This window comes from Amycolatopsis tolypomycina (genome assembly GCF_900105945.1).
Classification (GTDB): Bacteria; Actinomycetota; Actinomycetes; order Mycobacteriales; family Pseudonocardiaceae; genus Amycolatopsis; species Amycolatopsis tolypomycina.
In genome coordinates, this window is record NZ_FNSO01000004.1 from 3,317,638 (window position 1) to 3,335,694 (window position 18,057).

The window sequence follows — 18,057 nt, forward strand, 5'->3', positions numbered from 1 at the left end:
CCGTGCTAGATCAGGCCTTCGCGCATGGCGAACGCCACCGCGTGGGCGCGGTTGCGGAGCTGGAAGCGGTTGGTGATGTCGTGCAGGATCGACTTCACCGTCCGCTCCGAGTAGCTCAGCTGGTCGGCGATCTCCTTGGTCTCGAAGCCGTCGGCGACCAGCCGCAGCACCCGGGTCTCGCGCTGGGACATCCCGGCCAGGTCCCACCCGTTCGGGCGCAGCACGTCCCGCTGCAGCCGGGACACCCGCGACAGCAGGCGGCCCAGCAGGTCGGGCGGCAGCGCGCCTTCGCCGACGGCCGCGGCCTTGACCAGCCGCACCAGGGTGTCCGGCGTGGCGTCGGCCCGGCGGATGATCGCCGACACGCCGTTGCCGACGACGTCGAGCAGCTCCGAGTCCTCCACCTCCCCGGCCACCAGGACGACGCCCGCGTGGCCGGCGCACTGCAGGCTGCGCAGCAGCTGCCGGGCCTCGGCGTTCAGCCGCTCCACGATGACCAGCACGACGGCCGGCTCGCCGGAGTCCTCGTCGGCGAAGCGGATTTCGGGACGTGACCGCAGCGCGGCCGTGACGCCCGCGTGCGTGATGGTGTCCGTGGCGTGCAGCAGCACCGGAACCTGGTCGGTGATCATCGGTGAAGTCCTCCCTCGAAAGACGCCGGCTCGCGCCACCCCCAAGGATCGTGGTGCGGGCGTCTCACCAACAGGGACATGGAGTCCCGATATGTCCCGCTTTCCTTACTCCGATCGGGCAATGCCGGCCTCTCGCGCCTTGGCGATGGCCTGGGTCCGGTCGGTGACGCGGAGCTTGCGGAAGATGTGGGACACGTGGTTGCGCACGGTCTTCTGGCTCAGCACCAGCTCTTCGGCGATCGACGCGTTGCCCATACCCTGCGCGACGAGCCGCAGGATCTCCTGCTCTCGCAGGGTGAGCCGCGGGAACGACTCGTCACGCGGGGTCGCCGTGCCCAGCAGGGACAGCACCCGGGTGGCGATCGCCGGGCTGAAGATGGCTTCGCCGTCACCGATCACCCGGACCGCGCGGATGATCTGCTCGTTGCGCGCCCCCTTGAGCAGGTAGCCGCGGGCGCCCGCGCGCATGGCCGCGAACACCGCGGCCTCGTTTTCGAACATGGTCAGCATGAGCACGCCGGTGTGCGGGCTCGCGCTCACGATCCGCCGGGTCGCCTCGACGCCGTCGAGGTCGGGCATGTTGAGGTCCATCAGGACGACATCGGGTTCCAGCCGGCTCGCGTCGGCGACCGCGGTCAGGCCGTCGGCCGCCTCGCCGGCGACCTCCATGCCGTCGGTGGCGTCGAGCATCGCGCACAGCGCCGCCCGGAAGACGGGGTGGTCGTCGACCACGAGGACGCGCAGGGAACCGAACACCGCCTCACTTCCCCGCGGCGAGGGGCAGCCAGGCGGCGATCCGCGTGCCACCGGAGGAAACCGGCTCGACGCGGCAGCCGCCGCCGAGGTCGCCGGCGCGTTCCCGCATCGACCGCAGCCCGCTCCCGCCGACGGTGGGCAGTGCCTCGCCGTCGGTGCCCACGCCGTCGTCGACGATCTCCACGTGCAGGTCGCCGTCCCGCGGCCAGAGGTGCACGGTGCACTCCCGGGCGCCGGAGTGGCGGGCGACGTTCACCAGTGCCTCGCGGATGATCCGGTACGCGGTGACCTCGACCTCCGCCGACAGCGGCGGGAGTTCGCCGCGCACTTCGACGTCGACGCGCAGCGGGCCGTGTTCGGCGGGCACCCGCCCGGTGAGCGTGGCGGCGTACCGCCGCACGGCCAGGACGAGCCCGGCCTCGTCGAGCGCGGGCGGCCGCGCGTCCGCCACGATCCGGCGCAGGTCGGTGATCGCGCCGTAGAGCTCGTCTTCGAGCCGGGCCAGCAGGTGTTCGGTGGCGGCCCGGTCCCGGGCGACCAGGTCCCGGGCGGCGCGCAGCCCGAGCACCGCGGCGGTGAGCGTCGGACCGAGCCCGTCGTGCAGGTCGTGGAGCACCCGTTTCAGCCGGTCTTCGTACCCCGCGGGACGAATGCAGTCGGCGACGACGAATGTCCGGCGCATCTTCTCCCCGTCCGCCAGAAATGGTCCGGATCCCCGACGCGAATCGGGGAACCAGCTCTCGTGCGGGTAGCCCAGCCGGCTGCTCCGTTTCGCGTAGCGGGATGGTCACCCGCTGTACTAATCGCCCGATCTCGCCCCGGCGTTTCACCGTGGGGCACCGCCGTAGGTCACGGAATGGTCCCGATGCGGAAACGCTCGTAACGACGCAGGCAGGCGCAATGATCCGAGTGGACCAGCGGGTCCGGGGTGCCAAAAACGATTCATGAAGTGCCGGGCGACCAGGTGGAAATTCGACAATGCCGCGACGTCGCTCTTTCCGGAAGTCGCACGGCGGATGGAGCAGGACGCCGCCGACAATTGGCCGAACGGCAACAGTGTCGGTCTTTTCAATGGCCGGCGTCGAGCAGCGCGTCCAGCAGTTCCTCGGGTGTCTCGACCTGAGGCAGGTGTCCGGTGCGGGGGAGCAGGGTGAACGTCGAGCCCGGGATCGCGGCGGCGTAGGCCTTCCCGTACTCCGGGCCGGCGATGCCGTCGCTTTCGCCCCACAGCACGTGCACGGGGACGTCGATGCCGCCGAGCCGGCCGGCGAGCGCCGGGTCCGTCATCGCCGGGCCGGTGTAGCCGATCAGGGCGCGCACGTCCGGGCTCGGTCCGCTGCGGCCGCCGGCCGGGGCGGGCGCCCGGCCGGGGTCGTGGAAGGAGAGCGCCCGGATCTCCGTGAGCGACATGCCGCTGATGTCGGTGAGCGGGTGGCCGTCGACCTCGATGCCGATCCCGTCGATGATCACCACGCGGCTGACGCGCGGGCTCTTCAGCAGGGCGATTTCGGCGGCCAGCCAGCCGCCGAAGGAGTTGCCGGCGACGGTGACGCAGGTGAGGTCGAGCCGGTCCAGCAGGTCGACGTACAACCGGGCCAGTGCGGCCACGCCGGTGAGGCTTTCGGCTTTCGGGGTGCCGGCGAAGCCCGGGTGGGTGGGCAGCAGGACCCGGGAGCGGGTGCGCTCGGCGAGCAGGTCGGCGAAGGCGGCCATGGTCGCGACCCCGCCGCCGCCGTGCAGGAGCAGGAAAGTCGAGGTGTGATTGCGGTCCTGGACGGTCACTTCGGCGGTGCCGAGGGTGTGCGTTGTCATGGGTTCCTCCCGGTCTGTATCTAAGGAACCTTAGATAAGGTTCCTTAGATAAGCAACCTGCGTTAGGCTCCCCGCATGAAGTACCGCCCCGGCGACGTCTCCCTGGCCGTCAAGCGCCTGCAGCACCGCCACCACCGGGCTCTGAGCAAGGCCCTCGCGCCGCTGGGCTTGTCGCTGGTGCAGTGGGACACCCTGCGCCACCTGCACCGGCGGCCCGAGGCCTCGCTGCACGAGCTGGCGGTGCTGACCTTCCAGACCGACCAGTCCTTCGGCTCGCTGGCGACCCGGATGGCGGAACGCGGGCTCATCGAACGCGTCCCCGGCCCCGGCCGCGCCGTGCGCCACCGCCTGACCGAGGAGGGCGCCCGGCTGCGCGCCGAGGGACAGCGGCTGGCGGACGCCGTCGTCGAGACGTCGTTCCGAGACCTGTCGCAGGCCCAGCTCGACCAGCTGGGGGAGCTGCTGGACCGCGCACTCGGTCCCGATCCGACCGGTTGAGACGCGTAGGCTTTCCCCGGTCACACCACGGGAGGCCGGATGACGGCGCTGGCGGTAGTGCTCCTGGCGCTCGGCGCCGCGTCGACCGTCCTGATGCCGGTGTGGGCCTTGCTGACCTGGGGCGCCCGCCGCGAGCGCCGGCGGATCGCGCGGTTGCCGGTCTCGCGGTGCGCCGAGGTGACCGGCGCGGGGGAGCGGCTGTGTGCCGTGGAGGGCCGCAGCGGGCCCGGTCCACAAGGGACGTTGACCGCACCGCTGTCCGGTGCGCCGTGCGCCTGGTACTTCAGCCAGGTGGAGGAGCGGGTCAGTGGTGACGGCCCGTCGACACGGCTGGTCTGGGAAACCGGCGGCACCATGGCGTTCGAAGTCCGGGACGCGAGCGGCTCGGTCCTCGTCGACGGGCGGCTCGTGCACCCGGAACACCGGTCGAGCCGGACCGGCCACAGCCCGCCGGTGCGGCGCGCCGTGCAGGAGGAGGTCGGGTCGGCGCAGGACAGTGCCCACCTCCGGGGCCTGATCGCCCGGGGCATCCTGAACGAGAAGTCGTTCCGGCGCGGGTGGTTGTCCGACTCGCTGGGCTGGAGCGTGCAGGAGTACGTCCTGCCGATCGGGGAGCCGCTGCACGTCCAGGGCCGCCCCGGGGTCCGGGAGGGTCGCCCGCTGCTCGGCCCGGCCAGGCGCAAGCACCTCGTCGCCGGCCGCACCCACGCGCAGCTGAGCGCGGACATCGAGCAGGACGTGCGCACCGGGTGGGGTTGCCTGCTGATCGGCAGCGTCGCGGGTCCGCTGCTGCTCGTCGCCGGCTACCTGCTCCTGCGTGTCTGAGGGTCGTTGACTTGACACAGAAGAATGTATAACGCCCTATACGGCAGTGGTCATCTCGACAAAATTTCGACGAAGACCCACAACAAAAGCAGCAGCGACGCCGCCGGCAGCGTCAGCCGGCCTTCCGGGCCACGCCGCCGTAGAGCTGGGTGTTGGTGTGGGGGTCGTCCGAGATGTCGGCCGGGCCGGCCGGGCGCCACAGGGCGCAGCCGACCAGGCCCGGTTCGATCAGGTCGAAGTCGCCGAACATCGTCTCGACTTCCTTGTAGGTGCGGGTGGTTGCCTGGTCGTGGCCGCGGGCGCGGTTGAACGTGCCCACCGCGCTGTTGATGCGGTCGCTGTCCTGGTCGCTGACCAGGTGGGAGATCGCCAGGTAGCTGCCGGGGGCGACGTGGTCGCGGTAGCGGGCCAGCAGCGCGTGCGGGTCTTCGGAGTCGGGGATCCAGTGCAGCATCGCCACCGTGAGCAGGCCGACCGGGGCGTCGAAGTCCAGCAGGCGGCGCACTTCGGGGTGGCTGAAGATGCCGTCGGGGTCGGTGAAGTCGGCGTGGGCGATCGTGGCGTGCTCGCTGGCGCTCAGGAGCATCTTGCTGTGGGCGACGGCGATGGGGTCGCGGTCGACGTAGACCACCCGGCAGCCGGGGTCGATCTCGCCGGCGATCTGGTGGACGTTGCCGACGGTGGGGATGCCGGAGCCGATGTCGAGGAACTGGCGGATGCCCAGGTCCATCAGGGTGCGCACGACCCGGCCGAGGAACGCGCGGTTGAGCCGGGCGACGTCGCGGATGCCGGGCATGATTTTTTCGGCCTGTTCCGCGGCGTCGCGGTCGGCCTGGAAATTGTGGGCGCCGCCCAGCAGATAGTCGTAGGTGCGGGAACTGCTGGGTTTCGTCGTGTCGATACCCGGAGGTACCCATTCCTCTTCCTGGTGTTGCGTCATCACCGTCCACCTCACTCGCCTTCGCAGGAAGAACATACTCACTCCGGTGGCGCCCATGATTACGCCATCGGTGTGACGGCAGTTCAGCCGATGGGTGCTGTCGCGTGCCGCCGGATGGGCCTAAGGTGGCAGACCTCTTCCAGACTGCCAAGGAGAGGAAATGATCGTCCCGGTCGCACCAGGCCGTCGGATCCTGCTGGGACACACCCCGTCGCTGTTGCGGCAGCGGGTCGCGTTCACCTCTTCCCTGCGTGTGCACGGCGATATCGTGCGGCTCTTCCTCGGTCCGCTGGAGACGTATTTCCTGACGAGCCCGGAGTTGGTCAATCTTGTCCTCGTTGGTGAGGGGAGCAGCTTCTCGAAGGGGATCATCTTCGATCGTTTCCGGCCGTTCATGGGAAACGGGCTCGTGATGTCGGAGGGTGCGTTCCACCGGCGGCAGCGCCGGTTGATGCAGCCGGCGTTCCACGGGGCCCGGCTCGCCACGTACGCGGACACGATGGTGCGGGTGACCCGGGAGCTGACCGGGACCTGGCAGGCGGGTGAGGTCCGCAGGCTGGACGCGGACATGCAGCGGCTGGCGATCACGGTCGTCGGGGAGACGCTCTTCGCCACCGAACTGGGGCGCCGGGCGGTCGCGGAGGCACGCCGGTCGATCCCGGTCGTGCTGAAGGCGGGCATGGTCCGGGCGTTGTCGCCGCGCTTCCTCGAACACGTTCCGGTGGTGCCGGCCAACCGGCGGTTCGACCGGGCCGTCGAGCGGCTGCGGGTGGTCGTGGGGGAGGTGATCGCCGGGTGGCGTGTCACCGGTGAGGACCACGGCGATCTGCTGTCCATGCTGATGCTGGCGCGGGATCCCGGCACCGGCGAGGGCATGACCGACGACCAGGTCCACGACGAGGTGGTCACGCTGCTGACGGCCGGGAGCGAGACCACCGCGGTCGCGTTGACCTGGCTCTTCCACGAGCTGGCGCGGCATCCGGACGTGCTGCGGCGGGTGCGGGCGGAGGTGGACGCGGTGGTGGGGGGCCGTGCGGCGACCTTCGCCGACGTCGCGAAGCTGGCGTACCTGCGCCGTGTGGTGAGCGAGGTCCTGCGGATGTACCCGATCTGGATCCTCATGCGGCGGGCGCTGCGGGAGGTGGAGCTCGGCGGGGTGCGGTTGGCGGCCGGTACGGAGGTCATGTTCAGCCCGTTTTCGCTGCACTTCGATCCGCGGTTCCACGAGGACCCGGCGGAGTTCGACCCCGATCGCTGGCTGCCCGAACGTGCCGCGCGTGTTCCGAAGGGTGCGTACGTCCCGTTCGGGGCGGGCAGCAGGCAGTGCATCGGGCAGGCTTTCGCGCACACCGAGATCACTTTGGTCGCGGCGACCGTTCTGGCCGGGTGGGAGCTGGTGCCGGTGCCGGGTGTGCCGGTGCGGCTGACGGTCACTTCGGCCGCGTATCCCGACCGGATGCCGATGACCGTGGTTCCCCGCCGGGCGGTCTGATAATTCGATCAATCCCGTTTTTCGAAATCTGATCTTTTCGGAGGTAGTTTTCCGTGTTCGAGTTCCGTGGTGGGATGAAGCGCGCCGCCGTGCGTCGACGGCGGGCCGCGCTGCTCGTGGTGGTGGCACTCGGTTTCCTGCTGGTTCCGGTTTCCGCGAGAGCGGAAGGCGCGAGTTGCCGGGAGGTGTATTTCCCGGTGACGCTGGTGGCGCTCCCGCAGACGATGCACGGCACCTTGTGCGTGCCGGACGGTGGGGCGAACACGGTGCAGGTGCTCATTCCCGGCGGCACGTACAACAGTTCCTACTGGGACATCGGGTACCAGCCGGAAATCCGGTCGTACCGGCTGGCGATGAACAACGCGGGGTATGCCACGCTGGCGCTGGACCGGCTCGGTACCGGGCGCAGCAGCACGCCGCCGAGCGCGGTGCTGACGACGATCACCGAGGCCGCGGTGGTGCACCAGGTGATCCAGGCGGTGCGGTCGGGGGCGCAGGGCCCGCAGTTCGGCAAGGTGATCCTGGCCGGGCATTCGTTCGGTTCGGGCACGGCCAGCATCGAGGCGGCGACCTTCCACGACGTCGACGCCGTGCTCGTCACGGGGCTGGCGCACCGGTTGAACCTGGCCGGGACGACGGCGGTGTTCGCGGCCACGTACCCGGCGATGCTCGATCCCCGCTTCGCCACGGGCGGCTACGACGTCGGGTACTTGACCACGGTGCCGGACAGCCGCTATTCGATCTTCCACGCGCCGGGTCCGAAGGTGGCCGGGGCGATCGCGTTCGACGAGGCGACGAAGGACACGTCGGCGTACGAGCAGGCGGCCGATCTCTTCCCGATCGGCATCATCGCGCCGTACTCGCTGTTGATCGACAAGCCGGTGATGGTGGTGCTGGGGCAGGACACGGTGTTCTGCGGGTTGCTGGCCACGAACTGTGCGTCGGCGAGCGGGATCCGGAGCTCGGAGCTGCCGTACTACGCGGCGGGGGTGGATCTGACGACGTACGCGCTGCAGGGGTACGGGCACGCGATCAACTACGCGCCCAACGCGCCGGAGTACTTCCGTGCCGTGATCGCCTGGGCCGATCGGGCGGTCGGCCGGTAGCTCGCCCGTGCCGGACGGCCGTCGCCGGGTGTCGTGGCCGCTAGCATCGGATCGGTCGACGGGGCCGGGGGGTGCGACGTGGAGACAGCCGATGCGGCGGTCGTCCGGGTGCGGGAAGTGTCCGGCAGGCTGCTGGGTTCGGGGTTTCTGGTCGCGCCCGGGTTCGTCCTCACGTGTGCCCACGTCGTCGCGGGCAGGGCCGTCCGGCTGGAGTTCCCGCTGCTCGAACGTCCGGACGGCGATCCGGTTCCGGTGGTGGACGCGGAGGTGCTCGCCCTGGGCCCGCAGCGTCCCGACCGCTCCGGTGACACCGCGTTGGTGGCCGTGCGGAGCCCGCTGCCGCCGGGGGCGCGTCCGGTGCCGCTCGTGACCGGCGCCGGGTGGGACGACGGCGTCCGGGCGTGCGGGTTCACCGAGCACCGCGCGGACGGGGTGTGGGTGGCCGCCCGGCTGCGTGGCCGGCAGGGCACGGGCTGGCTGCAGATGGTCACCGAGCCGGGCCACCCGGCCGTCGAGCGTGGCTTCAGCGGCTCGCCGGCGTGGGTGGACCGGCTCGGCGGCGTGGCCGGCATGATCGTCGCCACCGCCCGCGGCGAGGGCACCGACGCCTACCTGGTGCCCACCGAGACGCTCCTCGACGTGCACCCCGAGCTGCGCCCGACCCGGCGGCCGTGTCCGTATCGGGGGCTGGAACCCTTCCGCGAGGAGGACGCCGGCCTGTTCCACGGCCGGGCCGATGCGGTGCGGCGCCTGACGTCCGCGGTGGCGAAACAGCCGCTCGTGGTCGTGGCCGGGCCTTCCGGCAGCGGGAAGTCGTCGCTGGTGCTGGCCGGTCTGCTGCCCCGGACCCGGGCGAGGGTCGTGCGGTTCCGTCCCGACCCGGACCTGCCGCCCGCGCTGCTGCTGGCCACTGTGCTGGTGCCGGTGCTCGAACCGGATCTCGGCGAAGTCGACCGGCTGGTCGCGGCCGGCAAGCTCGCCGAACTGCTGGCCGATTCCGCCGGGCGCGCTCCGGCGCTGCTGGCGGACCGGCTCGCCGGCCGGTGTGGCGAAGCGGGGCTGCTGGTGTTCGCCGACCAGTTCGAGGAGCTCGCCGCGGGCGATCCGGAGCGCGCTCGCACCCTGCTTGGCCTGATCGTTGCGCTGGTGACGGCCGGGCCGGGCGGGTTGCGGGCGGTGCTGACCCTGCGGTCGGCGTCGCTCGACGAGTTGCTCACCGGCGGCACCGCCGAGGCGCTGTACCACGGGATCATGCTGCTGGGCCCGATGAGCCGGGGCGAGCTGCGCGAGGCCATTACCGGGCCCGTTCCGGAGGGCGTGTTCGAAGCGGGCCTGGTGGAACGGGTGCTGGACGACGCCGGGGCCGCGCCCGGCCGGCTGCCGCTGGTCGAGTTCACCCTCACCCGGCTGTGGGAGGGCGCCGGCGGCGGGCAGCTGACCCACGCGGAGTACGAGCGGCTCGGCGGCGTCTCCGGGGCACTGGCCGGCTACGCCGAAGCCGTCTACCGCGAAGAGCTCGACGCCGGGACGCGGGTCGCGGTCCGCAAGCTGCTGACCCGGCTGGCCCGCCCGGAGGAGGACGGCGGGTTCAGCCGGCGCCCGGTGCGGGTCGCGGAGCTGCCCTCGCCGCTGCACCCGGCGCTGGCCGAGCTCGCGGCCCGGCGGCTCGTCGTGCTCGGGCAGGCGGTGGACGGCGGCGAGATCGCCGACCTGGCGCACCAGGCCCTGATCGACCAGTGGGCGCGGCTGCGCGGCTGGCTGGCCGAGGACCGCGAGTTCCAGGCCTGGCTGGAAGACCTGCGGCCGGCGGTGACGCGCTGGGAAGCCGGGCGGGACCCGGGCACCCTGCTGCGCGGTGGTGCGCTGGCCACGGCCCAGGACTGGGTGGCCGGCCGGGGCGACGACGTCCCGGCGGCGCAGCGGCGGTTCGTCCAGGCCGGTGTCACGCGCCGGCGTCGCGAAGTCCGCACGTGGCAGCTGATCACGGCGCTGATCGCGGTGCTCGCGCTGGTCGTCGGCGGCCTCGGCGTGCGGGCCTGGTCGGACAACCGGGACAAGCAGCGGCAGCTGCGCAGCCAGGCGGCCCAGCTCATCGGGCGGGAGGCGCAACGCCAGGCCGGCGCCGACCCGGTGACCGCGCTGCAGCTCGCGCTGGGTGCGTGGCACAACGACAGCGGGACCGCCGAAGCCTACGGCGCGCTCCTGCAGCAGCGGCTGTCGATGGGTTCGGTGACGGCCGTCCACGCCGGGCTGTGGTCCGGCACCCTCATCGGTTGGGCGTCCACTTCGGACGGTTCGGTGCAGGGGGCACTGGTGAGGAAGCCGGACGGTTCCTCGGAAGTGACCGTGTGGACGGGGTTTCCCGCCGGACGGCCACAGGCGTGGCACGCCCCGGCCACGGCGGAGGCGTCCGCCGTGGCCCTGAGCGAGGACGGCGCGGAACTCGCCGTGGCCGGCCGCGACGGCGTGATCCGCGTCTGGGACCTCACCACGAAAGCCGAGCCGACGGTCCTGCGGCCGGCGGGAACGCCCGTGCCCGAGGGGGCCGACCGGCTCGTGTTCTCGCTCGACGGGGCGAAGCTGCTGCTCGACCACCAAGGGCGGGCCGCCGACGGCAGGTACCAGCCCTCGGCCGTGCTCTGGGACCTCGCCGGCCGGTCGTCCCGTTCGCTGCCGCCACCCCGGACCGAAAGCGGTGGCGTGGCGGCGTACTCCCTCGGCCCGGACTCCGGCACCTTCGTCGTCCCGGGCACCGGCGCCCTGACCGACGCGCTCACCGGTCGCAAACTCCGTGACCTGCCCGTCGGCGGCCTCGTCATCGGGCACGGCGCCGCCGTCGCCGCCTGCACGGACGACGGCAGGCGAGTCCGGATCGTCGACACCGCCACCGGGACGGACCGGCTCTCCGGACCGCTGACGTTCTGCGAGCCCGGCGGTCCGGCGTCGTTCGGCGTGGACACGACCGGCCGGTACGTGGTCGAGGAGACCTCCGAACTGCCGTCGGACGGCGATTACGGGATCGTCCTGCTGGTCGACTCGGTGACCGGCAAGCGGTACCAGTTCCGCTCCCCGCGACTCGCCCTTGCGGGCACCTCCGAACGGCTCATGGCGGTGCCGCGGCCGGACGGGACGGTCACGGTGTTCGCCGCCACCGGCACGTCGGTCCTGGCGATGCGCGCGACCGAAACGCCGGCCGGGTACCGGTCGGCACGCGGTGTGGTGAGCCCGGATGGCCGGTACGACGCGTTCGTCGTGGGCACCAGCCTGGTGCTCACCGACACCGCCGCCCACGCCGTCCTCGCCGAGCAGCCGGTGCCGGACCCGGCCACCCCGCGCACCGGCGGCGCCGTGGCCTTCACCGCCGACAGCCGGCACCTGGCCGTCGCCGACCCCGGAGCGGTCACCGTCCACGCTGTCCCCGGGCTCGCCGTGGAACGCAGCTTCCGGCTCGACCCCCGCTGCGATCCCCGAGCGGGAACCCTCGGGGTGACCCCGGGACCCGGTACCGAACTGGTGGTGCAGTGTGGCGAAGTGCTCAGCCGGTGGGACGCGGCCACGGGCGCGAGACTCGGCGCTTCGGTCACGGTCGGCGACGACTTCGCGAACGTCCAGCCGAGGCCAGGGCACCCCGGCGAGGTCTTCGTGAGCACCGCCGACCGGGGAGCCGTGGAGCTGTGGGACGTCCGCGGGCGCGCGCGCCTGGCATCCCTCGAGACCGGCCTCCTCGATTCGTCGCGCGCGAGTTCGGTGCAGGCGGACGAGTCCGGTGCCCGGCTGGCGGTGCACACCGCCGACGGCGCGATCACGGTGTGGGACGTCGACGCCCGCCGTCGGATCCACGGCCCCATCGCGGCGTCACCCGACACGGGCGACCTGGTCGGGTTCGGGCCGGACGAGACGTTGCTGGTCGACCAGGACAGGAGCAGCACGCTGCAGATCTGGCACCTGCCGTCCCGCCGTCTGCTGGGCGCCGCGGCCATCCCCACCGGGACGGTGCGCGTGCGCGGGGACACGCTGACCTTGCCCACCCGCACCGCGGACTGGATATTCCGCCTGGACCCCGCCACGTGGTTCACCGACCTCTGTCGCGCCGCGGCCCGCGACTACACCGAAGCCGAGCGCGCACTCCTCCCGGCGGGCGCGGCCACCGAACCGCCCTGCGTGTCCTGACCGCGAACCGGCGAGGGCTTTCAGACCGCGGCCGCGGGGTGTTCGTGGTTACCCTGTTTGGTCTCGTTCTCTCGCGAAAGGGTCTCGCCATGGAACAGCCCGGGAGCCACGACGCCACGGCCACCGCCGAGGGGGTGAACCGGCGGAGCCTGCTCGCCGGGGTCGGTGGCCTGCTCGCCGCCGGGGGAGCGGGCGCGCTGGTCTCTCCGGCCGCCGCCGAAGCCGTCCGGCCGGAGCGTGATCCCCGGGTCGAGGCGCTGCTGGCGAAGATGACCGTCGAGGAGAAGCTCGGCCAGCTCCAGCTCGTCGGCACCGAAGACGCCGCCCGGGCCGCGCTGGCGACCGGGCGGCTCGGCGGCGTCTTTTCCGTTGTGGGCGCGGCGAAGCTCAACGCCTTGCAGCGCGTCGCCGTGGAGGGGACCCGGCTGCGAATCCCGCTGATCTTCGGCCTGGACGTCATCCACGGGTACACCACGAACTTCCCGATCCCGCTGGCCCAGGGCGCGAGCTTCGACCCCGCCGTGGCCGGCGCCGATGCCACGGTCTCCGCGCGGGAGGCGCGGCGCGGCGGGATCCACTGGACCTACGCCCCGATGATGGACGTCACGCACGAGCCGCGGTGGGGGCGGATCGCCGAGGGCTCCGGTGAAGACCCCTTCCTGGCCGCTCGCATGGCCGTCGCCAAGGTGCGCGGCTACCAGGGTGACGACATCGCTTCGCCGGATCGGCTTGCCGCGTGCGCCAAGCACTTCGTCGCCTACGGCGGCGCGGAAGGCGGCCGGGACTACAACACCGTCGACGTCTCGCTGCAGCGGCTGCACAACCTCTACCTGCCGCCGTTCAAGGCGAGCGTCGAGGCCGGCGTGGCGACCGTGATGGCGAGCTTCAACACCATCAGCGGCGTGCCCGCCCACGGCAACGGCTACGTCCTGCACGACGTCCTCAAGGGCGCCTACGGCTTCCGCGGGTTCGTCGTCAGCGACTACACCGGTGTCGAAGAGCTGATCCTGCACGGCTTGGCCGGTGACGGCGCGGACGCCGCGGCCGCGGCGCTGCCCGCGGGCGTCGACATGGAAATGGTCAGCACGAACTACGTCCGGTACGGGGCGCGGCTGCTGGCCGAGCGGCGGATCACCCGCGAGCAGATCGACGACGCGGTCCGCCGGATCCTGCTGGTGAAGGTCAAGCTGGGGTTGTTCGAACGCCCGTATGTCGACGAAGCGGGCGAAGTGAAAGCGCCTTCTCCCGCCGCGCTCGCCGCGTCGCGGCAGGCCGCCGGGCGGTGCATGGTGCTGCTCAAGAACGACGGACCGGTGCTGCCGCTGGCGAAATCGGTCGGTTCGGTGGCCGTCGTCGGATCGCTCGGCACGGCGACCTACGACCTCAACGGCACCTGGGCGGGCCTGGGCACCGGCGCCGGGACGACTCCGCCGGTCACCGTGGTCGACGGCATCAAGGCCGCGGCACCCGGCGCGACGGTGACCTACACCGCCGGCTGCACCGTCGACGGCACGGACACCAGCGGGTTCGCCGCCGCGCAGCAGGCGGCCCGCGCGGCCGAGGTCACCGTCGTCGTGGTCGGCGAAACCGCCGCGATGAGCGGGGAAGCGGCCGCGCGCAGCACCATCGACCTGCCCGGCGTGCAGGAGCAGCTGGTGGCGGCGATCGAGGAGACCGGGAAGCCGTTCGTGGTCGTGCTGGTCAACGGCCGTCCGCTGACGATCCCGGCCCTGCACGACACCGCGCCCGCCATCCTCGAGGCGTGGGCGCCGGGCGTGCAGGGCGGTCACGCGATCGCCGACGTCCTGTTCGGCGCGGTCAACCCCGGCGGCAAGCTGCCGGTCAGCTTCCCGCGCGCGGTCGGCCAGGTCCCGATCTACTACAACCACGAGAACACCGGCCGCCCGGCCGACCCGGCCAACAAGTACACGTCGAAGTACCTCGACCTGGCGTCCGGTCCGCTCTACGAGTTCGGTCACGGGCTGTCGTACACGACGTTCCGCATCGACGGCCTGCGCCTGTCGGCCACCCGGATGCCGGCCCGCGGCGGCCGCATCGAGGTGAGTGCCCGGGTGACCAACACCGGCGCCCGTGCCGGCGACGAGGTCGTCCAGCTCTACCTGCGGGACCCGGTGGCGAGCATCGTGCAGCCGGTCCGGCGGCTGCGCGGGTTCGAGCGGGTGACGCTGGCCGCGGGCGCGGCGAAGACGGTGTCGTTCACCCTCACCCCCGAGGACGTCGGTTTCTACGACAACGCCGCGAAGTTCCGCGTCGAGCCGGGCGAAATCCAGGTCTACGTCGGCAACAGCTCCGCCGCGACGCTGACCGCGAGCTTCACCGTCACCTGAGCGCCCGGCGGCGGAACTCCGCCGGGGTGAGCCCGGCGGCGGCCTTGAAGACCTGCCCGAAGTGGGACGGGTCGGCGAACCCCCAGCGGGCCCCGATCGCCGCCACCGGGACGGCGTGCGCGGCCGGGTCGGCGAGGTCGCGCTTGCAGGCCGCCACCCGGCGGTGCCGGATCCACCCGGCCACCGTGTGGCCGCTGCCGCGGAACAGCGCGTGGAGGTGGCGCACGGAGACGAAGCACGCCGCCGCGATGGTGTCGACGCGCAGGTCCGGGTCGGCCAGCCGCTCGTCGATGTAGGCCTGCACGGCCTGTCGTCGCCGGAGCCGGTCGTCGCCCCCGGCCGGCCCGGCGATCCCGGCGTGGGCACGCAGCATCGTCGCCGTCATGTCGAGCACGTTGCCCGCCACCAGGAGCCCGGCGGACTGGCCGTCCGGGGCCAGCGAGCCGAGGCCGAGGACGGCCGACCAGACGACGGGCGCGATGCCGTGGTCGGCGGAGAACTTCCGGGCCACCAGGTGGGTGAAGGCCGCCGCGTCGGGGGCGCCGAGCGCCGCCTTGCGGAAGCGCACGTTCACCGAGCGGTAGTCGTCGCCGACGTCGAGGGTCAGCGGCCGTTCGGAGTCGTAGAGCGCGAACTCGCCCGCCCGCAGGGTCGTGGCCCGGCCGTCCTGGGTGAGCTGCTTGGAGCCGGCGAGCTGCAGGGTCAGCAGGAAAGAGGCGTCGGCGGCGCGCGTGAGGTCGTCGGGACGGCGGTGGACGGTGTGGCGCAGGCAGGCGACGCCGAACAGGCCGAGCTCACCGACGGCCCGGTGGGCGATGGACCCGGCGAACGCCTTCGGGTTGTCGAATTCGAAGCTGAAGTGCAGCGACACCCCCGTGTTGACCTGCTGTTCCCAGACGCCGGGGCCGACCTTGGCCGCCGTGCGGGGCACGGCCTGCGCGGCGGGGATCAGGCTCAACGCACCGGCCATGGTCGCTCCTGGGGGCACTCGGGCAACGCGGCCAGGGTACGCCGGGAGCCGGGCCGTGCACATCGGCGACATCGGCGTGCACGTTTCGCCGATGCCCGCGGCGCCCGGCCGCTCGTAGCGTGGGGCATGGCCTACATCGAAGGTTCCCACCACATCACGCTGTCGGTCGGCCGGGCGCAGGAGGACGTCGACTTCCACGTCAAGGTGCTGGGCATGCGGTTCATCAAGCGGACCGTGCTCTTCGACGGCTCGCTGCCGATCTACCACCTGTACTACGCGAACGCGAACGGCGATCCGTCGAGCGTGGTCACGACGTTCCCGTGGGCGCAGGCCGGGCTGTCCGGCAAGCGCGGCACCAACCAGAGCCGCGAGGTGCTGCTGTCGGTGCCCGAGGGCAGCCTCGACCACTGGCACCGGCGGCTGACCGAGCACGACGTCGAGGTCCGTGACGTGGAGGTGTTCGGACGGCGGCGGCTGGCGTTCGAGCACCCGTGTGGCATCGAGTACATGTTCGTCGCGAACGAGGGCGACGACCGGGTCGGCCACGCGGGCCACGGCGTCCCGCCGGAGTACGCCATCCACGGCCTGCACGGGCTCGGGGTGCACGTGACGACGCCGGACCGCACGGTCGAGTTCGCCAACGACACCTTCTACGCCCAGGACGGCCTGGTGGAGGACGGCGACCGGATCGCGGTGCAGCTCGGCAAGCAGGCCCACGGCAACCACCTCGAGATCACCGTCAACCGCACGGACGACCAGGGGACCTGGCACTACGGGGCCGGCACCCACCACCACTTCGCCTGGAACGCCGACACTTTGGCGAACCAGGACGAGCTGAAGTTCGAGGTCGAGGGCCGCGGCTACACCGACATCTCGGAGCTGAAGGACCGCAAGTACTTCAAGAGCGTCTACGTCCGGTCCCCGGCGGGTGCCCTGTTCGAGCTGGCGGTCACCCACGCCGACGGCGGCTGGGACTGCGACGAGTCGCCGCACGAGCTGGGGCAGCGGTTCCAGCTGCCCGAGCAGTTCGAGCACCGCCGCGACGAGCTGCTCGCCGCGCTCGAGCCGATCGACGGCTGAGCGGGTGAACCCCCACCTCGACGAGCGGGTCCTGACCTGGGGCCCGCCCGAGGCGGCGGTCACGGTGCTCGCCGTGCACGGCCGCGGGCAGGAACCGGAGTTCATGCGCGAGCTCGCCACCCGGTTCGGCCCGCTGCCGGCCCGGTTCGTCGCCCCGGCCGCGGCGGGCGGCAGCTGGTACCCGCTGCCGTTCCTGCAGCCCCTGTCCGGCAACCAGCCCCACCTCGACGAGTCACTCGCGGCGATCGAGGCCCGCGTCGATGCGCTGTCCGACGTCGTGCTGTTCGGGTTCTCGCAGGGGGCCTGCCTGCTGGCGCACCTGTTGCTGACCCGGCCCCGGCGTGTGGCTGCGGCGGTTTTGTTCACCGGCGGGTTCATCGGCCCCGACCCGATCAAGCCACCGACCGGCGCGGAACTCGACGGCGTGCCGGTGGTGCTGCGGAGCATCGAGGACGACCCGTGGGTGCCGGCCCACCGCGTCGTGGAGACGGGCCGGCTGTTCGAAGCGGCCGGTGCCCGGCTCGACCTGAAGATCGAGCCGGGCACCGAGCACATCGTGACCGACGAAGCCTGCGCTGCCGCGGCGGATCTCATCCGGCGGCTGGCTCAGTTGTAGCCGAGCACGATCACGGGATCTTTCTCGTCCACGGGCGGGATGGGTTCTTCGGGTTCCATCGGACCTCCTCGTCGAAGTCGAAGTCGAAGCCAGGGTCAGATGCCCATGCCGAGGCCGCCGCCGACCGGGAGGACCGCGCCGGTGATGTAGCTCGCCGCAGGCGAGGCCAGGAACCTGATCGCCGCCGCCACCTCCTCCGGGGTGCCCGTGCGGCCGAGCGGGGTCATCCGCATCAGGTCGTCCATGCGCGGGCCGGACAGCGGCTTCGTCATGTCCGTGTCGATGATGCCGGGGGCGACCACGTTGACCGTGATGCCGCGGGCGCCGACCTCCCACGCCAGCGACCGGGCCAGGCCGGCCAGGCCCGCCTTGCTCGCCGCGTAGTTCGTCTGGCCGGGCGAGCCGAGGAACGCCAGTGCCGACGACAGCAGCACCACCCGGCCCGTGCGGGCGAGGAGCATGCCGCGGATCGCCGCGCGGACCGTCCGGTACGCGCCGGTCAGGTTGGTCGCCACGACCTGCTCGAACCGCTCCGGCGGCATGCCCGGCAGCAGGGTGTCGGCCGTGATGCCGGCGTTGGCGACGAGGACCTCGACCGGGCCGTGCTCGGCTTCGGCCTTCTCCACCGCCCGCTCCAGGTCGCCCTCGGCCGTGACGTCGGCGTGGATGCCCAGCACGCCGGGCGGTGCGTCGCCGGATCGGTGGGTGATGGCGACCTGCTCGCCGTCGTCGGCGAAGGCGCGGGCGGTGGCCAGGCCGATGCCGCGGTTGCCGCCGGTGATCAGGACGGACCGGCTCATGAACTGCTCCTC

At 72.2% G+C, this 18,057-nt stretch carries 15 protein-coding genes; 8 read left to right on the forward strand and 7 right to left on the reverse strand.

Annotated elements, in window-relative coordinates; all coding sequences use genetic code 11:
- Nucleotides 1–5 precede the first annotated feature (5 nt).
- The 4 genes from BLW76_RS25265 to BLW76_RS25280 form a co-directional block, all read right to left on the reverse strand.
- Nucleotides 6–632 carry a response regulator transcription factor gene (locus tag BLW76_RS25265; RefSeq protein WP_091311583.1) on the reverse strand — a complete coding sequence of 209 codons (627 nt, stop codon included), beginning with the start codon at nucleotides 630–632 and terminating at the stop codon, nucleotides 6–8.
- A 105-nt stretch (nucleotides 633–737) separates the two neighbouring features.
- The gene (locus BLW76_RS25270; protein ID WP_091311585.1) at nucleotides 738–1,388 is read right to left on the reverse strand and encodes a response regulator; all 651 of its coding nucleotides are present in this window, start codon (nucleotides 1,386–1,388) and stop codon (nucleotides 738–740) included.
- Between the two features lie 4 nt (nucleotides 1,389–1,392).
- Nucleotides 1,393–2,070 carry a sensor histidine kinase gene (locus tag BLW76_RS25275; protein WP_091311587.1) on the reverse strand — a complete coding sequence of 226 codons (678 nt, stop codon included), beginning with the start codon at nucleotides 2,068–2,070 and terminating at the stop codon, nucleotides 1,393–1,395.
- Nucleotides 2,071–2,456: 386 nt separating this feature from the next.
- Nucleotides 2,457–3,200, reverse strand: coding sequence for an alpha/beta fold hydrolase (locus BLW76_RS25280; RefSeq protein WP_091311589.1), 744 nt, complete (start codon nucleotides 3,198–3,200; stop codon nucleotides 2,457–2,459).
- A gap of 75 nt (nucleotides 3,201–3,275) precedes the next feature.
- Between BLW76_RS25280 and BLW76_RS25285 the strand changes: the two genes are divergently transcribed.
- On the forward strand, nucleotides 3,276–3,698 hold the full coding sequence (locus BLW76_RS25285) for a MarR family winged helix-turn-helix transcriptional regulator (protein ID WP_091311591.1): 423 nt from the start codon (nucleotides 3,276–3,278) through the stop codon (nucleotides 3,696–3,698).
- Between the two features lie 39 nt (nucleotides 3,699–3,737).
- Nucleotides 3,738–4,523: a hypothetical protein gene (locus tag BLW76_RS25290; RefSeq protein WP_091311593.1), complete on the forward strand. Its 786-nt coding sequence runs from the start codon at nucleotides 3,738–3,740 to the stop codon at nucleotides 4,521–4,523.
- A 112-nt stretch (nucleotides 4,524–4,635) separates the two neighbouring features.
- Here BLW76_RS25290 and BLW76_RS25295 read toward each other — a convergent pair whose 3' ends face one another.
- Complete coding sequence (locus tag BLW76_RS25295; RefSeq protein ID WP_091311595.1) at nucleotides 4,636–5,463, reverse strand: SAM-dependent methyltransferase; 828 nt, start codon at nucleotides 5,461–5,463, stop codon at nucleotides 4,636–4,638.
- 160 nt (nucleotides 5,464–5,623) lie between these two features.
- Here BLW76_RS25295 and BLW76_RS25300 point away from each other — a divergent pair, with 160 nt between their 5' ends.
- The 4 genes from BLW76_RS25300 (at nucleotide 5,624) to BLW76_RS25315 (ending at nucleotide 14,579) form a co-directional block, all read left to right on the forward strand.
- Nucleotides 5,624–6,955 carry a cytochrome P450 gene (locus tag BLW76_RS25300; protein WP_091311598.1) on the forward strand — a complete coding sequence of 444 codons (1,332 nt, stop codon included), beginning with the start codon at nucleotides 5,624–5,626 and terminating at the stop codon, nucleotides 6,953–6,955.
- 74 nt (nucleotides 6,956–7,029) lie between these two features.
- Nucleotides 7,030–8,061, forward strand: coding sequence for an alpha/beta hydrolase (locus BLW76_RS25305; protein ID WP_208613373.1), 1,032 nt, complete (start codon nucleotides 7,030–7,032; stop codon nucleotides 8,059–8,061).
- Nucleotides 8,062–8,139: 78 nt separating this feature from the next.
- Nucleotides 8,140–12,231, forward strand: a complete 4,092-nt coding sequence (locus BLW76_RS50495; protein ID WP_167384726.1) for an nSTAND1 domain-containing NTPase — start codon at nucleotides 8,140–8,142, stop codon at nucleotides 12,229–12,231.
- Between the two features lie 89 nt (nucleotides 12,232–12,320).
- Entirely contained in the window at nucleotides 12,321–14,579 is a 2,259-nt protein-coding gene (locus BLW76_RS25315; RefSeq protein ID WP_244170299.1) for a glycoside hydrolase family 3 N-terminal domain-containing protein, read from the forward strand.
- Here BLW76_RS25315 and BLW76_RS25320 read toward each other — a convergent pair.
- Nucleotides 14,572–15,549, reverse strand: a complete 978-nt coding sequence (locus tag BLW76_RS25320) for an AraC-like ligand-binding domain-containing protein (RefSeq protein ID WP_167384727.1) — start codon at nucleotides 15,547–15,549, stop codon at nucleotides 14,572–14,574. The genes BLW76_RS25315 and BLW76_RS25320 overlap by 8 nt on opposite strands.
- A 126-nt stretch (nucleotides 15,550–15,675) precedes the next feature.
- On the opposite strand from BLW76_RS25320, the gene BLW76_RS25325 reads away from it, so the two are divergent.
- Together BLW76_RS25325 and BLW76_RS25330 are read left to right on the forward strand one after the other, a co-directional pair.
- Nucleotides 15,676–16,629, forward strand: coding sequence for a VOC family protein (locus BLW76_RS25325; protein ID WP_091311606.1), 954 nt, complete (start codon nucleotides 15,676–15,678; stop codon nucleotides 16,627–16,629).
- A gap of 4 nt (nucleotides 16,630–16,633) precedes the next feature.
- Nucleotides 16,634–17,245, forward strand: a complete 612-nt coding sequence (locus tag BLW76_RS25330; RefSeq protein ID WP_091311609.1) for an alpha/beta hydrolase — start codon at nucleotides 16,634–16,636, stop codon at nucleotides 17,243–17,245.
- 95 nt (nucleotides 17,246–17,340) lie between these two features.
- Here BLW76_RS25330 and fabG read toward each other — a convergent pair whose 3' ends face one another.
- Entirely contained in the window at nucleotides 17,341–18,045 is a 705-nt protein-coding gene (fabG, locus tag BLW76_RS25335) for a 3-oxoacyl-ACP reductase FabG (RefSeq protein WP_091311611.1), read from the reverse strand.
- Between the last annotated feature and the right edge of the window lie 12 nt (nucleotides 18,046–18,057).

Bases quoted from the DNA above. Each gene is read 5' to 3' on its own strand.
- BLW76_RS25265 (WP_091311583.1), bottom strand. From the start codon at position 632: ATGATCACCGACCAGGTTCCGGTGCTGCTGCACGCCACGGACACCATC.
- BLW76_RS25275 (WP_091311587.1), bottom strand. From the start codon at position 2,070: ATGCGCCGGACATTCGTCGTCGCCGACTGCATTCGTCCCGCGGGGTAC.
- BLW76_RS25280 (WP_091311589.1), bottom strand. From the start codon at position 3,200: ATGACAACGCACACCCTCGGCACCGCCGAAGTGACCGTCCAGGACCGC.
- BLW76_RS25285 (WP_091311591.1), top strand. From the start codon at position 3,276: ATGAAGTACCGCCCCGGCGACGTCTCCCTGGCCGTCAAGCGCCTGCAG.
- BLW76_RS25290 (WP_091311593.1), top strand. From the start codon at position 3,738: ATGACGGCGCTGGCGGTAGTGCTCCTGGCGCTCGGCGCCGCGTCGACC.
- BLW76_RS25295 (WP_091311595.1), bottom strand. From the start codon at position 5,463: ATGACGCAACACCAGGAAGAGGAATGGGTACCTCCGGGTATCGACACG.
- BLW76_RS25300 (WP_091311598.1), top strand. From the start codon at position 5,624: ATGATCGTCCCGGTCGCACCAGGCCGTCGGATCCTGCTGGGACACACC.
- BLW76_RS25305 (WP_208613373.1), top strand. From the start codon at position 7,030: ATGAAGCGCGCCGCCGTGCGTCGACGGCGGGCCGCGCTGCTCGTGGTG.
- BLW76_RS25315 (WP_244170299.1), top strand. From the start codon at position 12,321: ATGGAACAGCCCGGGAGCCACGACGCCACGGCCACCGCCGAGGGGGTG.
- BLW76_RS25320 (WP_167384727.1), bottom strand. From the start codon at position 15,549: ATGGCCGGTGCGTTGAGCCTGATCCCCGCCGCGCAGGCCGTGCCCCGC.
- BLW76_RS25325 (WP_091311606.1), top strand. From the start codon at position 15,676: ATGGCCTACATCGAAGGTTCCCACCACATCACGCTGTCGGTCGGCCGG.
- fabG (WP_091311611.1), bottom strand. From the start codon at position 18,045: ATGAGCCGGTCCGTCCTGATCACCGGCGGCAACCGCGGCATCGGCCTG.